Raw genomic sequence first — 12,221 nt, 5'->3', positions numbered from 1 at the left:
CGCTTCTTTGATGGAATCGATAAAAATGATATTACCGATTCACCTTTTAAAGGCGTATATGAAGTAATCACTTACAACCCAATTGACTCTATGTTGATTTCTGAAGATGGTCAATACTTAATCCAAGGCGATGTGGTCAACATAAAGACTAGAAGTTTGATTCAAAAAAGTAGCAAAGTCAAAAACTTGAAATTAGCACTAATCAATACCATCAAAGATAGCGATAAAATTATCTATAAAGCTCAAAATGAAAAATATCAGGTTCATGTATTTACTGATGTTGATTGCCCTTACTGTAGAAAACTTCATAACAATATAGGGAAGATGAATGATTTAGGCATTAGCGTTAAATATCTTGCCTCTCCTCTGGCTTCATTACACCCTAAGGCACAAGCTAAGATGCAAAAAATCTGGTGCGCAGATGATAGAAATCAAGCCATGGATGATTACAATGATAGCGGCACTATTGTTGACGTCTCTAATTGCGACAATCCGGTTGCTGACCAATTAGAAATCTCTAAACAACTCGGTGTTACAGGTACGCCAGCTATTATTAATACTTTATTCAAGTTTATAGCGTTTTACTCGCAGCATCATCTCGAAACCCTTTCAGAGCATTGGCTGCAGCCAGATCCTTTATTTTTCCTATCTACTTTTCTTCCTGGCGATATTATTGGTGGAATTATTTTCTTCTTTGGGTACTTGTACTTACGAAGTGTTTGGCTTAAGAAAAAATCAATAGATTGAATCTTAAATCTGGGTAATTTGCTAGCTAAAAATTTGACAAATTTTGCGAATGCAGCTTTTAAGCCCTTTTTCCAAAGATATCACTGCCAATTCTCACGAAAGTAGCACCATTTTTGATGGCTAATTCAAGATCAGCACTCATTCCCATAGATAAAGTGTCTAAATTTGGGTATTTATTGAGTATTTGAGCCATTTTGGCGAAACTTTGCGCCGACTGATCAGGACTTGGGATACACATAAATCCTCGAAGGGAAATATTTGAGAAATTTTCAAAATGAGGCATTAATTCATCAATTTCGTCAATTAATACGCCTGATTTAGTAGGTTCGTTGTCAATATTCACTTGCAAGAGTACATTGAGTTTTTCTAAATTTTCAGGGCGCTGATCATTTAGCCGCTTTGCGACTTTGAGCCGATCAACACTATGCACCCAGCTAAAACTTTGTGCAATTTGCTTAGTTTTGTTGGATTGAATCGGGCCGATAAAATGCCAGATTAAATCTTGGCCTTTTAACGCTTGAATTTTTTCTAAGGCTTCTTGTAGGTAGTTTTCACCAAAATGCTTTTGTCCTGCGTCAATAGCTTGTTGTAGATCTGAGGCGGGTTTGGTTTTGCTAACAGCAATGAGTGTAACTTTTTGCGAATGTTTAACGGTATTAATACGATTGTGGATTATTGCTAAGTTTTGTTCAATCATATTATTTACCGATTTTTTTAAATAGGCAAAGCCTACCTCATTTTAAAAAACAGTAGTAGCATCAAATACAGGTCCGTCAACACAAACTCGTTTCATGGCTGGGCCATTATCCGTTTGCACTTCAACCACACATCCTGCACAACCACCTACCGCACATGCCATGTTTTCTTCTAGCGATACTTGGCAAGGTAAGTTGTATTCTTTAGCTAATTTGGCAACGGCTTCAAGCATTGGGTGTGGACCACAAGAATACACCTCAACTTGGGCAAGCTCTTCTGCTGACAAGCCATCTAAATAAACCTTAGCAAGATCTGTTACGTAGCCTTTAAAACAACCTTCGTAGTTTTGCAAACTGGCTAAGCGACACTCAACACCCCAATCTTCAAACTCGGGCATGGTATGTGTTGCACCTTGATAATCTTTGCCGTCACTTGCTACTTGTGCATCAAAAGGGAATGGCACTTCAGAGCCTAAAATAGCAAATGGTTGATAATCGTTGTCTTTGATCGATTGAGCAATAGCCACCATAGGCGGCATACCAACACCACCACCAATTAATAGTGGTCGCTTTTTGTCTGTCATTGTAAAGCCGTTGCCAATTGGGCCGATTACACTTAACACGTCGCCAATTTTGCGCTCAGATAATTGCTGTGTTCCCTTACCAACGACTTTATATAATAAATCAAAAGTGGCATTTTCTTTATCAACCGACATGACTGAAATTGGGCGTCTCATGGGTAGTGCATCTGACACAGAAATATGTACAAACTGTCCCGGCTTAGTTTCATTAGCAATAACGTCTGAGGCAAGCGTAATAATATATTGATCGCCTTCATACTTATAATGCGCTAATACTTGACAGTCGACTACCTTGATAGTATCGCGATGTTCTTTACTCATTACACGTGATCAGCGTGCCAACACCGTTATCTGTAAAAACTTCCAAAAGAACGGCATGTGGAACACGACCATCAATAATATGTGTAGATTTCACGCCATCTTTAACTGCTGATAATGCGCAGCCGATTTTAGGCAGCATGCCGCCATAAATCGTGCCGTCTTCAATTAGCTCATCCACCATTTTTGCATCCAAACCTGTTAAAAGCTCACCTTTAGAATCTAGTAAGCCTGATGTATTAGTTAGTAAGATAAGTTTCTCTGCATTTAGCGCTTGGGCAATAGCACCTGCGACTAAATCAGCATTAATGTTATAAGAAAACCCATCTTGGCCCACACCAATTGGTGCGATCACAGGAATGAAATCACCTTTTAATAACAACTCAATAACCGAGGTGTCAATTTTATCAACCTCGCCAACATGGCCCAAATCAATAATTTCTGAAGTTGGATAGTCAACATGATGAAGCTTTTTAGCTGAGATCAAGCTACCATCTTTTCCAGTTAAGCCAATCGAGTGGCCGCCATGTTGATGGATTAAATTAACAATTTCTTTATTAACCAAACCGCCCAATACCATTTCTACCACATCCATGGTTTCAGAATCAGTCACACGCATGCCACCAACAAACTCACTTTGTTTTCCAATCTTTTCTAAGGTTTTACCGATTTGTGGTCCACCACCATGAACTACAATTGGATTCATACCAACAGATTTCATCAAAACAATGTCTCGAGCAAAGCTTGATTTAAGCTTTTCATCAACCATGGCATTACCGCCATACTTAATCACAATGGTTTTGCCTTGAAACTTTTGGATGTATGGCAAGCTTTCGGTCAGGACGCTGGCTATATTGTGTGTGCTGTCAGACATAATTAAAATAATTTAAAATTTTCTGTTATTTTACTTAATGAGTGCGCGATTAACCGATTATTTCTTTGGCAGCTAGAACTATGAAATATTGCTTAAAATTAGAAGAAATCCACTCACTCTAGTATCAGTTTTAATTACATAACTATCTAACAAATATAGTGCTGCCATAGCAAAACTTGTCAATATTTTTTTTCATTTACCGCCGCCTGTCATCTTTTTATTTAACTTTTTTTGCTGATAACGTACATAAGCAATAATATCGCTAACCCTTTCTGGCGTAAGTCCTGCAATCTTTGGCATATCGCCAAATCTCCAATGATGCTGTCTAACACCGCTTTTTACCGCATAATAAAATGACAAATCTGCATGGTGAGAGGGGCCATAGATACTATCAAGTAGTGAAGGGCCTTGTTTAGTTCCCAACAAACCCTCCCCGTGACACCTTACACAAGTCTTTTGATACTCAACCTCTCCTTGAGAAATACTAGACTTATAGTTTGCATCAGGAAAAAGACCTTTTCCAGCAGTCCTCTTCGACTCAAGCCACTCATTATCATAAAATAACAGGAAAATACCCAATGTGAGTATCGCTATAAATAATAAAACTTTACCCATGACCATAGTCATCTACATGCAGAGAGTCATTGTGACTAACCCCACCTGAATCAGCATACTTGTTATTTAAATCTTGAGTCATATTTTTTCTGAATTTCCTCTGGCCAAAGACTGTGAATATAGTCAAGCGTTGCTAGCTTTTCTTCTTCACTCAACTTATCCTTAAAGGCTGGCATTCGCCCACCCAATTTTGCACCACCATTATTAATGGTACTTAATAAAGTTTTTGGTGAGTGATGCCAGGCGTGTGCTGAGCCGTTTACTGGTGGCGCAGGATAGTTTCCATCCGCTTGTCTTTTTTTCCAATCTTTGACAATCCCCTCTCCGTCTTTTCCATGACAAGAGGCACAGTTTTTTTCAAAAGTTGCCTTTCCCAATTGGACACTATCTTCAACCTTGGCTTGCACATCGCCATTATCAAAACACCCTGTTAAAAACAATGCACTTGTTAAAATAATTAATTTTTTCATAAAAATAATGCCTGTAAATCATTTAAAAAATCAAAACCCTTTTGGGTAGGATAAAGTTTTGATCCGCGCTGTTTTAAGAGCCTTAAATCCTTTGCTTGATTAAGTTTATCATGGATTAGCGTTATTGATTTTCCTGTTCTACTAGAGAATAAAGACTCATCAAAACCCTCTTTTAGCCTGAGTGCATTAAGCATAAATTCAAATGCCAGATTATCAATTGGCTCGGTCGTTTTTTTACGATTTTCAATATAATCTTTGGGCGCCTTAGATTTAAGTGTTCTAATCATTTTTTGATCATCAATGAGGGTAATTTTTCCATGTGCACCTGCACCAATACCGAGGTAATCACCAAACTCCCAATAATTGATATTATGTTTTGAGGGCTGCTTACTGAAAGCTGACACTTCATATCTAGCAAAACCATTTTTCTCTAGCAGATCTACACCCGCTTCACCCATAGACCAAATATCATCATCTTTTGGCAGTAAAGGCGGGAATTTTGCAAACAAAGTATTAGGCTCAATGGTGAGCTGATAAAAAGAAATATGTGTAGGATTAAGATCAATTGCTTGTTGTAGATCGGACAAACATTCAACTGTGGATTGCCCTTGCAGTCCATACATTAAGTCAATATTAAAGTTATCAAAAATCTTACTCGCTTCAATGCAAGCTTTAGTTGCCTCTTGAGCACTATGAATCCGACCCAGTGCTTTTAGATTTTGGTTGTCAAAAGATTGAACGCCAATTGATAAGCGGTTAATGCCTATTTTTTTAAAAGCTTTAAATTTTTCAATTTCAAAGGTGCCTGGGTTGGTTTCCAAGGTAATTTCAATATTTTGATCAAAATTAAGCTTTTGTCTTAATCCATTAAATAGCTGTGATAAATCTTCTTCGGACATCAAACTAGGTGTGCCGCCACCTATAAAAATTGAATGAATAGATCGGCCCTGAATATAACTTAAGTCTTCGTCTAAATCTATTAGTAATTCTTCAATATAGCCATTTTTATCGCCATTTTCGTGAGAATTGAAGTCACAATAGGGGCATTTTTTAACACACCAAGGGTAATGAATGTAGAGTGAAAGTGGTGGTAATTCTAGCATTTTAGTTTATTTTTTTAACTCACTCAAAAGTGCTTGCAGTGCTTTACCTCGGTGAGAGATATTATTTTTTTGCTCTGAAGATAGCTCAGCAGAAGATTTTTTATAAGTTGGTACGTAAAAGATAGGGTCATAGCCAAAGCCGTTTTCACCCGACTTTTCTCGCATAATCTCACCCTCCCAACCTCGTTGAATGATAATGGGTGTTGGATCATTCGCATGTTCAACAAAAACAATAGCACACCAGAAGCGTGCTGAGCGCTTAGCATCGGAAACTTGTTTCATATCATCTAGCAATTTTTGTGTATTAGCTTCATCATCGCCATGATTACCCGCATAGCGAGCAGAATAAATACCAGGTGCACCCTCTAAAGCATCCACCACAATACCAGAGTCATCCGCAAGTGCGGGTAAGCCAGATTGCATGCTTGCATTACGCGCTTTAATGAGTGCATTTTCTACAAAAGTTAGCCCAATTTCTGGCATTTCTTTAACATTCATATCAGCCATAGAAACCACCTCATAAAAACCTGCAAGCATGGCATTAAATTCGCGTATTTTTCCAGTGTTATTACTCGCAAGAATGATTTTTTTCATAATAGGTAAACTGGGCTCTCAGGGTATAATCGATTGAATTTATAAAAAAAATTGGAGCACATCATGACTCAAGACGAAATGAAATTCGACGTTGCACAAGAAGCACTTAAATACGTTGTTAAAGATACTATTATAGGCGTGGGTACGGGCTCTACCGCTAATTTTTTCATTGATGCTTTGGCCACGATGAAAGACGATATTATTGGTGCGGTAGCAAGTTCAGTTGCAACAGCGGATCGCTTAGAAGCTCATGGTATTAAAGTATTTGATTTAAACGACGTTGACACAATTTCTGTTTATATTGATGGTGCGGATGAATCGGATGATGGCTTAAACCTTATCAAAGGTGGTGGTGGCGCGTTAACTCGTGAAAAGATCGTCGCTGCAGTTGCAGAGCGTTTCGTGTGTATTGCTGATGAATCAAAATTAGTGGCAGTTATGGGCGAATTTCCACTGCCTGTTGAAGTCATCCCAATGTCAGCTAACCATGTAAAACGCACTATTGAAAAAGAAATTGGTGGTCAAGCCATCCTTAGAGATTTCACTACTGACAACGGCAATCAAATTCTAGACGTTAAAGGTTTGAAAATTACTGATGCTAAAGCCTTAGAAACAAAGCTAGATAGTATTGTTGGTGTAGTTACTAATGGTTTGTTTGCTAATCGTGGTGCCAATGTTTTATTATTGGGCACTCCTAATGGCGTTAAAGTTGTCGGCGCTTAAACACCCTTAAAGTAATTCTTTATAAAGATCTATTCGCTTTTCTAAGCGCTCTATTTCAACATTAATCACATCAAATAGATCTTGAGAGCGAGTGGTCGACTTTGCTCTCTCGTAGCGATCTATCGCTTGATCAAGCTTACCTTGAGTTACTAATGCCTTAGCATTATGAATATGCGCACGGTCTAAGCTTCCCGTATCGACATATAAAGAAGATAGTAACTTATGCGACTGATAAGTGCCTGAGTTTTGCTTTAAATAGCGTCTTAAAAGTTGAATGCCTTTTTGAGTTTGACGATTTTCTAAATAAGCTTGAGCTGCATAATAAACACCTGACTCTGTTTGTAAAACTTTTGAGAAATGTTGTTGTGCTATTTCTAACTGGCCCAATTTAGAATAAACTCTGCCTGCTAAAATATAGCTTGGCTCATTTTGGTTTTTTTCTAAAAGTTGATCAATATAGCTCTTAGCGAGGATATATTTTTGCGCCTCTAATGCTTCGTATGCTTGCATATACAAAGTTACACTTAAGTCTTTATTAAGCTTAATGCGCTTATTCTGATGGTAATATAACTTAGCTTTAATGGTTTGATACTCAAATGAATCCTCTCGATAATCGCCCGTTAGTCGACTAGAACGTTGCATGGCATCAGAGATTCGATTGATACTTAAGGGATGAGATCTTAAAAATTCTTGTGCATTAGGGTCATCTTTTAATTTTTCAAAAAAATGCGCCATACCACTTGGATCAAAGCCAGTTTTACTTAGCATATTGGTGCCAATTCTATCGGCTTCCCATTCGTGTTCACGCGTAAAGTTAATATTTTGTTGCGCCGTTCCAGCAACGGTTGAAGCCGCAATAGCTTGAGATGCATTAGTATTATCAACCAATGCAGCAGCGATCATTCCAGCCACCATGATATAAGTTTGTTTGTCAGTTTTTTCACTAAAACGACTCAAATGGTTTTGAGTAACATGCGACATTTCATGGGATAGAACACCTGCCAATTCTGCCTCTGATTCCGAGCTAAGTAACATGCCTGTATGAACGCCAATATAGCCATAAGGGCCAGCAAAAGCATTAATACTATTATCATCCAGCATTAAAAAATCAAAATGCTTAGAGGGGTCTTCACTAAAAGTGCTTAACTCATGGCCAATTTTTTTTAAATAGACCTGAGTCTCCACATCGCCAACCACTCTGTCGGTATTCCAGATAATTTGCAAGAATTCATTGCCTTGCTTTTGCTCTTGGAGTGATTCAGGTAGATTCGTCTGAGGTAGATTTAATGCATAAGCATTAGTAACTAGAAACGAACACATGGCAATAATCTTTATCATGAGTTCATTATATTTGACTCTTTAGCCTTGTGCGACTAAAATAGCCGAACTTGTTTACAAAAAAACAAGGTAATATTTTTAACTAAAACACAATAAGGAGTCCACCAATGGCTGACGAAACTTTAGATGCATCAGGCTTAAACTGCCCATTACCAATTTTAAAAACTAAGAAAGCTTTATCAAAAATGGATCTTGGTAAGATCTTAGATGTAATCTCTACAGACGCAGGTTCAGTAAAAGATATCGAGGCTTTTTGTAATCAGACTGGTAACAAGCTTATCTCTACAACTGAAGATGCTGGTAAGTACATCTTCACGATTGAAAGAGCTTAATCTTTAATCATCTTAAAGGGGAATAACTATGTCAGATAACAATAAAATGACTATCATCGCTACTAAAGGTACTTTTGACTGGGCATTCCCGCCTTTCATCATCGCCTCTACTGGTGTTGCAATGGATAAAGAGGTAACAATCTTCTTTACTTTCTATGGTTTAAATCTTTTATTAAAAGACACATCTAAGCTTAGAGTTTCTCCAATTGGAAACCCAAGTATGCCAATGAAGATGCCTTTTGGCCCTAAATGGTTACAAAAAATTGATTTTGGTCCTAAAATTCCAAATGTTCTATGGAATATTCCTGGCGCTGAGTCTTTAGTCACATGGTTAATGAAAAAAACCATGGCTAAACATGGTGTTGCTAAAATCGAAGAGCTTCGTGCAATGTGTCAAGAGTTTGACGTTAAGTTTATTGCTTGTGAAATGACTGTTGAGTTGTTTGGCTATAGCAAAGACGACTTCATTGATGGTGTTGAGTTTGCAGGTGCTGCAACTTACTTTGATGAAGCAGCTGATGGTGATCATCACTTGTACATGTAGTTTCTTCTATCTTGTAGGATAAGCTACTGACAAAAAAACCGCCATTAGGCGGTTTTTTATTGTCTGAAATTTAAGATTAAAATACTTTAAGTCCAATCCAAACTTGGCCAACCTCGGTCTAATGCAATTGCTAGTAATTTTTGATCAGCATGCACAACCACAGGATTATCCACCAACTCAAGCATAGGTAGATCATTATGAGAATCTGAATAAAAACTAGCGCCCTTCATACTTTCTCCAGTTAATTCTAGCCACTGTTTTAAATGGGTAATTTTTCCCTGTTGAAAACAAGGCACACCAACGACCTTACCTGTGTATTGATTGTTTTTAATTTCGGGGTTAGTTGCTAATAGGTTGTTAATACCATAACGCTCTACAATCGGTGCAGTCACAAAACTATTGGTAGCAGTAATTACTAATAAAGTATCTCCTTTAGCCTTGTGTTCATTAACTACGGCTTGAGCTTTAGGGAGAAAAATGGCTTCAACTTTTTCCTGCATAAATTGCTTATGCCAATTATTGAGTGTTTTCATGTCATGTTTAGACAGTGGCTCTAAACAAAACTCTAAGTATTCATTGATATCAAGCTGACCGAGTGCATATTGATCATAAAAATATTGATTTTTTGCCTGATACGTATGTGCATCCACCACACCTATTTCACTCATAAAATCGCCCCAGAGAAAATCACTGTCGCCATTAATAAGGGTCTTATCTAAATCAAAAATAGCTAATGCCATTATTGCTCCTTCATTTGTTCTATGATATTGTCGATACTATCAACAATACAAAATAATTCTAAATCAGATTGTCCAATATATTGAAACTGCTCAAGGGTTTTAAAAAAACTAATTAAAGGCTTCCAAAAAGCTTCTCCCAGTAAGAATATTTTAATTGACTTAGCTTTTTTAGTTTGCACCAAAGCAAGAGCCTCCATAAGCTCATCAACGGTACCAAAGCCACCGGGAAAAAATACACAAGCATCTGCATATTTAATTAATGCCACTTTACGAGTAAAAAGATGCTCAAACATTAAGCATTGATCCAAAAATGGATTTGCGATTTGCTCTTTAGGTAGTTTAATATTTAGACCAATACTACTAGACTTGCCTTCAAAAGCACCCTGGTTAGCGGCTCTCATAATGCCAGGACCTGCACCCGTTAGTACATTAAACCCTTGATCAGATAAACGTCTACCTAATTGGTAGGCAGTTTTTGCCAGATCACTGTCATTATCAACTCGAGCTGAGCCAAAAATAGTAATGTTGTTGTTAAACCGATCTAGCGTTATTGCAGCTTTTTTTAGCTCTGATTCAACAACTTCAATATTCATAAAATATTAAAGCTGAGCAAATGCACGTCCAGCTGCATCGATGGTATCTTGAATATCTTGCTCAGAATGGCTACTAGAAATAAAGCCTGCTTCATAAGCAGAAGGTGCCATATAAATACCTTCTTCAAGCATCAAATGATAAAACTTTTTAAATTTTTCAACATCACATTCTGAAACTTCATTAAAGTTGGTGACTGATGTTGAGTCTGTAAAAAATAATCCAAACATGCCGCCAGCAGAATTGGCTATCATGCCAATATTATGCTCTTTAGCCTTAGCCAAAATGCCGTCAGTTAGCATTTGAACTTTAGCATCAAGCTTTTGGTAAAAATTCTTATCCGCTGACAAGACATTAAGCATAGCCAAACCTGCTGACATCGACATTGGGTTGCCAGACAAGGTTCCCGCTTGATAAACAGGACCTAATGGTGCAATCGATGACATAATTTCATATTTACCGCCAAATGCGCCCACTGGTAATCCACCACCAATGACTTTGCCTAAAGTAGTTAAATCAGGAGTAACGTTGTAGAGCTCTTGTGCACCACCTAATGCCACACGAAATCCTGTCATTACTTCATCAAAAATTAGGATTACGCCATGCTCATCACAAACCTCGCGCAATCCTTGTAAAAAACCATCAACTGGTGGAATACAGTTCATATTTCCAACAACAGGCTCAACAATAATACAAGCGACCTTATCGCCCACTTCGCTTAACGTTTCACGAACTTGCTCTAAGTTATTGTATTCAAGAGTGAGCGTATATTTGGCAAAATCAGCTGGCACACCAGGAGAGGTTGGAACGCCCAAAGTTAAAGCACCTGAGCCGGCTTTAACTAACAACGAATCAGAGTGGCCGTGATAACAACCCTCAAACTTAATAATTGTATCTCTGCCAGTATGCCCACGAGCCAAACGGATAGCACTCATGGTTGCCTCAGTTCCAGAGCTCACCATACGCACCATTTCAATTGAAGGCACCAGCTCACAAACCTTGGTGGCTAAAATTGTTTCAATTTCAGTAGGAGCGCCAAAGCCTAGGCCATTTTCCAAAGTCGCTTTAACCGCAGAAACTACCTCTTGATTGGCATGACCAAGAATCATGGGGCCCCATGAACCCACATAATCGATATATTTTTTATCATCTGCATCAAATAAATAAGAACCTTCACCTCGAGTAAAAAATATTGGATTTCCACCGACACCATTAAAGGCACGAACTGGAGAATTCACCCCACCCGGTATAACTTTTTTTGCTTGTTCGAATAAGATATCTGATTGACTCATATTTACTCCTAATAATTTGAACTTATTTGTGGATATTGCTTTAAATGGGTGATGTGAGACCACACAATTAAAATATTATCCAATAATAATTTAAGGTTTACACTGGTTTTTGATAAGCGAATGGCTTGATATACATCATCCAGTAGTTTGAATAAAAAATCTGATTTTGCACGCTCAGCTAACTGATTAAGCTCAATCAATCCACCCTCTTGATGGGTAGCTTTAAGCTTAATTGCTTCAAAAATTAAATTTTGCAAACAGTGTAATACTTCCAGCTCATTACCTTCAAATATTTGTGTTTGATTAATAGTTAACGGATGAGTAGCAATATTAAGTAATTGATTCTGATAAGCTTGATAAGCAATAAAACCACCCTCTGTTAATTCACTAAGTACTTTAAAAGGTACGCCATGAGTATTTTCTAGCAGCTGTGTGACATCAAAATCAGCATTTTGGGTTTCACTGAGTTGCGCTTTAAGCCACGCTTGAGTTTTGTCATCAAAGCTGGGTGCAATATGAATATTTTGACAACGAGAAACAACAGTTGTTGGTAAGTTTTGAATATTATGTGCCAAGATAATAATCAGTGTATTTTCACGTGGCTCTTCCAATGTTTTTAATAGACTATTGGCCGCATTGACAGTCATTTGATCACCATAAAAAA

Annotated in this window: 16 protein-coding genes; 4 read left to right on the top strand and 12 right to left on the bottom strand. The window is 37.7% G+C overall.

What is annotated here, in order from left to right:
• Window positions 1-747: DsbC family protein (locus tag N9Y32_06630; GenBank protein ID MDB2590685.1), on the top strand; the 747-nt coding region annotated here is incomplete at its 5' end.
• Window positions 748-805: 58 nt separating this feature from the next.
• Here the strand turns inward: N9Y32_06630 and N9Y32_06625 are convergent.
• The 7 genes from N9Y32_06625 to rdgB form a co-directional block, all read right to left on the bottom strand.
• Window positions 806-1,444 (bottom strand): YggS family pyridoxal phosphate-dependent enzyme, encoded by a 639-nt coding sequence (locus N9Y32_06625; protein ID MDB2590684.1) that lies wholly within the window; start codon window positions 1,442-1,444, stop codon window positions 806-808.
• Window positions 1,445-1,486: 42 nt separating this feature from the next.
• Entirely contained in the window at window positions 1,487-2,344 is an 858-nt protein-coding gene (locus N9Y32_06620) for a dihydroorotate dehydrogenase electron transfer subunit (GenBank protein MDB2590683.1), read from the bottom strand.
• Window positions 2,337-3,215 (bottom strand): acetylglutamate kinase, encoded by an 879-nt coding sequence (gene argB, locus N9Y32_06615; GenBank protein ID MDB2590682.1) that lies wholly within the window; start codon window positions 3,213-3,215, stop codon window positions 2,337-2,339. The genes N9Y32_06620 and argB overlap by 8 nt, the downstream gene beginning before the upstream one ends.
• Window positions 3,216-3,407: 192 nt before the next feature.
• Window positions 3,408-3,830, bottom strand: coding sequence for a cytochrome c (locus N9Y32_06610; GenBank protein MDB2590681.1), 423 nt, complete (start codon window positions 3,828-3,830; stop codon window positions 3,408-3,410).
• Between the two features lie 62 nt (window positions 3,831-3,892).
• A complete protein-coding gene (locus N9Y32_06605; protein MDB2590680.1) occupies window positions 3,893-4,300 on the bottom strand; it encodes a c-type cytochrome in 408 nt (135 codons plus the stop codon).
• Entirely contained in the window at window positions 4,297-5,403 is a 1,107-nt protein-coding gene (gene hemW, locus N9Y32_06600; protein MDB2590679.1) for a radical SAM family heme chaperone HemW, read from the bottom strand. Before hemW ends, N9Y32_06605 begins: the two co-directional genes overlap by 4 nt.
• 6 nt (window positions 5,404-5,409) lie before the next feature.
• Window positions 5,410-5,997, bottom strand: coding sequence for an RdgB/HAM1 family non-canonical purine NTP pyrophosphatase (rdgB, locus tag N9Y32_06595; protein MDB2590678.1), 588 nt, complete (start codon window positions 5,995-5,997; stop codon window positions 5,410-5,412).
• Between the two features lie 63 nt (window positions 5,998-6,060).
• On the opposite strand from rdgB, the gene rpiA reads away from it, so the two are divergent.
• Window positions 6,061-6,720 (top strand): ribose-5-phosphate isomerase RpiA, encoded by a 660-nt coding sequence (gene rpiA, locus N9Y32_06590; protein ID MDB2590677.1) that lies wholly within the window; start codon window positions 6,061-6,063, stop codon window positions 6,718-6,720.
• A 6-nt stretch (window positions 6,721-6,726) separates the two neighbouring features.
• Here the strand turns inward: rpiA and N9Y32_06585 are convergent, their stop codons facing one another.
• Entirely contained in the window at window positions 6,727-8,058 is a 1,332-nt protein-coding gene (locus tag N9Y32_06585; GenBank protein MDB2590676.1) for a M48 family metalloprotease, read from the bottom strand.
• A 107-nt stretch (window positions 8,059-8,165) separates the two neighbouring features.
• On the opposite strand from N9Y32_06585, the gene N9Y32_06580 reads away from it, so the two are divergent.
• Window positions 8,166-8,390, top strand: coding sequence for a sulfurtransferase TusA family protein (locus tag N9Y32_06580; protein ID MDB2590675.1), 225 nt, complete (start codon window positions 8,166-8,168; stop codon window positions 8,388-8,390).
• 28 nt (window positions 8,391-8,418) lie between these two features.
• Complete coding sequence (locus tag N9Y32_06575) at window positions 8,419-8,934, top strand: DsrE/DsrF/DrsH-like family protein (protein MDB2590674.1); 516 nt, start codon at window positions 8,419-8,421, stop codon at window positions 8,932-8,934.
• Window positions 8,935-9,020: 86 nt separating this feature from the next.
• Here the strand turns inward: N9Y32_06575 and N9Y32_06570 are convergent, their stop codons facing one another.
• The 4 genes from N9Y32_06570 to N9Y32_06555 form a co-directional block, all read right to left on the bottom strand.
• On the bottom strand, window positions 9,021-9,674 hold the full coding sequence (locus tag N9Y32_06570) for an HAD-IB family hydrolase (protein MDB2590673.1): 654 nt from the start codon (window positions 9,672-9,674) through the stop codon (window positions 9,021-9,023).
• The gene (locus N9Y32_06565) at window positions 9,674-10,267 is read right to left on the bottom strand and encodes a TIGR00730 family Rossman fold protein (protein ID MDB2590672.1); all 594 of its coding nucleotides are present in this window, start codon (window positions 10,265-10,267) and stop codon (window positions 9,674-9,676) included. The genes N9Y32_06570 and N9Y32_06565 overlap by 1 nt, the downstream gene beginning before the upstream one ends.
• Before the next feature lie 6 nt (window positions 10,268-10,273).
• The gene (hemL, locus tag N9Y32_06560; GenBank protein MDB2590671.1) at window positions 10,274-11,557 is read right to left on the bottom strand and encodes a glutamate-1-semialdehyde 2,1-aminomutase; all 1,284 of its coding nucleotides are present in this window, start codon (window positions 11,555-11,557) and stop codon (window positions 10,274-10,276) included.
• A gap of 8 nt (window positions 11,558-11,565) precedes the next feature.
• On the bottom strand, window positions 11,566-12,221 hold a 656-nt coding region (locus N9Y32_06555), incomplete at its 5' end, for a DNA polymerase III subunit delta' (GenBank protein ID MDB2590670.1).

It is taken from the genome of Candidatus Thioglobus sp. (assembly GCA_028228555.1).
Lineage (GTDB): Bacteria > Pseudomonadota > Gammaproteobacteria > PS1 > Pseudothioglobaceae > Thioglobus_A.
The sequence above is the reverse complement of the archived record's forward strand: the minus strand, read 5'-3'. Positions and strand labels throughout refer to the sequence as shown.

Excerpts from the sequence above, each read along its gene's own strand:
- N9Y32_06625 (MDB2590684.1), bottom strand. The coding sequence starts at position 1,444 with ATGATTGAACAAAACTTAGCAATAATCCACAATCGTATTAATACCGTT.
- N9Y32_06620 (MDB2590683.1), bottom strand. The coding sequence starts at position 2,344 with ATGAGTAAAGAACATCGCGATACTATCAAGGTAGTCGACTGTCAAGTA.
- argB (MDB2590682.1), bottom strand. The coding sequence starts at position 3,215 with ATGTCTGACAGCACACACAATATAGCCAGCGTCCTGACCGAAAGCTTG.
- N9Y32_06610 (MDB2590681.1), bottom strand. The coding sequence starts at position 3,830 with ATGGGTAAAGTTTTATTATTTATAGCGATACTCACATTGGGTATTTTC.
- N9Y32_06605 (MDB2590680.1), bottom strand. The coding sequence starts at position 4,300 with ATGAAAAAATTAATTATTTTAACAAGTGCATTGTTTTTAACAGGGTGT.
- hemW (MDB2590679.1), bottom strand. The coding sequence starts at position 5,403 with ATGCTAGAATTACCACCACTTTCACTCTACATTCATTACCCTTGGTGT.
- rdgB (MDB2590678.1), bottom strand. The coding sequence starts at position 5,997 with ATGAAAAAAATCATTCTTGCGAGTAATAACACTGGAAAAATACGCGAA.
- rpiA (MDB2590677.1), top strand. The coding sequence starts at position 6,061 with ATGACTCAAGACGAAATGAAATTCGACGTTGCACAAGAAGCACTTAAA.
- N9Y32_06585 (MDB2590676.1), bottom strand. The coding sequence starts at position 8,058 with ATGATAAAGATTATTGCCATGTGTTCGTTTCTAGTTACTAATGCTTAT.
- N9Y32_06580 (MDB2590675.1), top strand. The coding sequence starts at position 8,166 with ATGGCTGACGAAACTTTAGATGCATCAGGCTTAAACTGCCCATTACCA.
- N9Y32_06575 (MDB2590674.1), top strand. The coding sequence starts at position 8,419 with ATGTCAGATAACAATAAAATGACTATCATCGCTACTAAAGGTACTTTT.
- N9Y32_06570 (MDB2590673.1), bottom strand. The coding sequence starts at position 9,674 with ATGGCATTAGCTATTTTTGATTTAGATAAGACCCTTATTAATGGCGAC.
- N9Y32_06565 (MDB2590672.1), bottom strand. The coding sequence starts at position 10,267 with ATGAATATTGAAGTTGTTGAATCAGAGCTAAAAAAAGCTGCAATAACG.
- hemL (MDB2590671.1), bottom strand. The coding sequence starts at position 11,557 with ATGAGTCAATCAGATATCTTATTCGAACAAGCAAAAAAAGTTATACCG.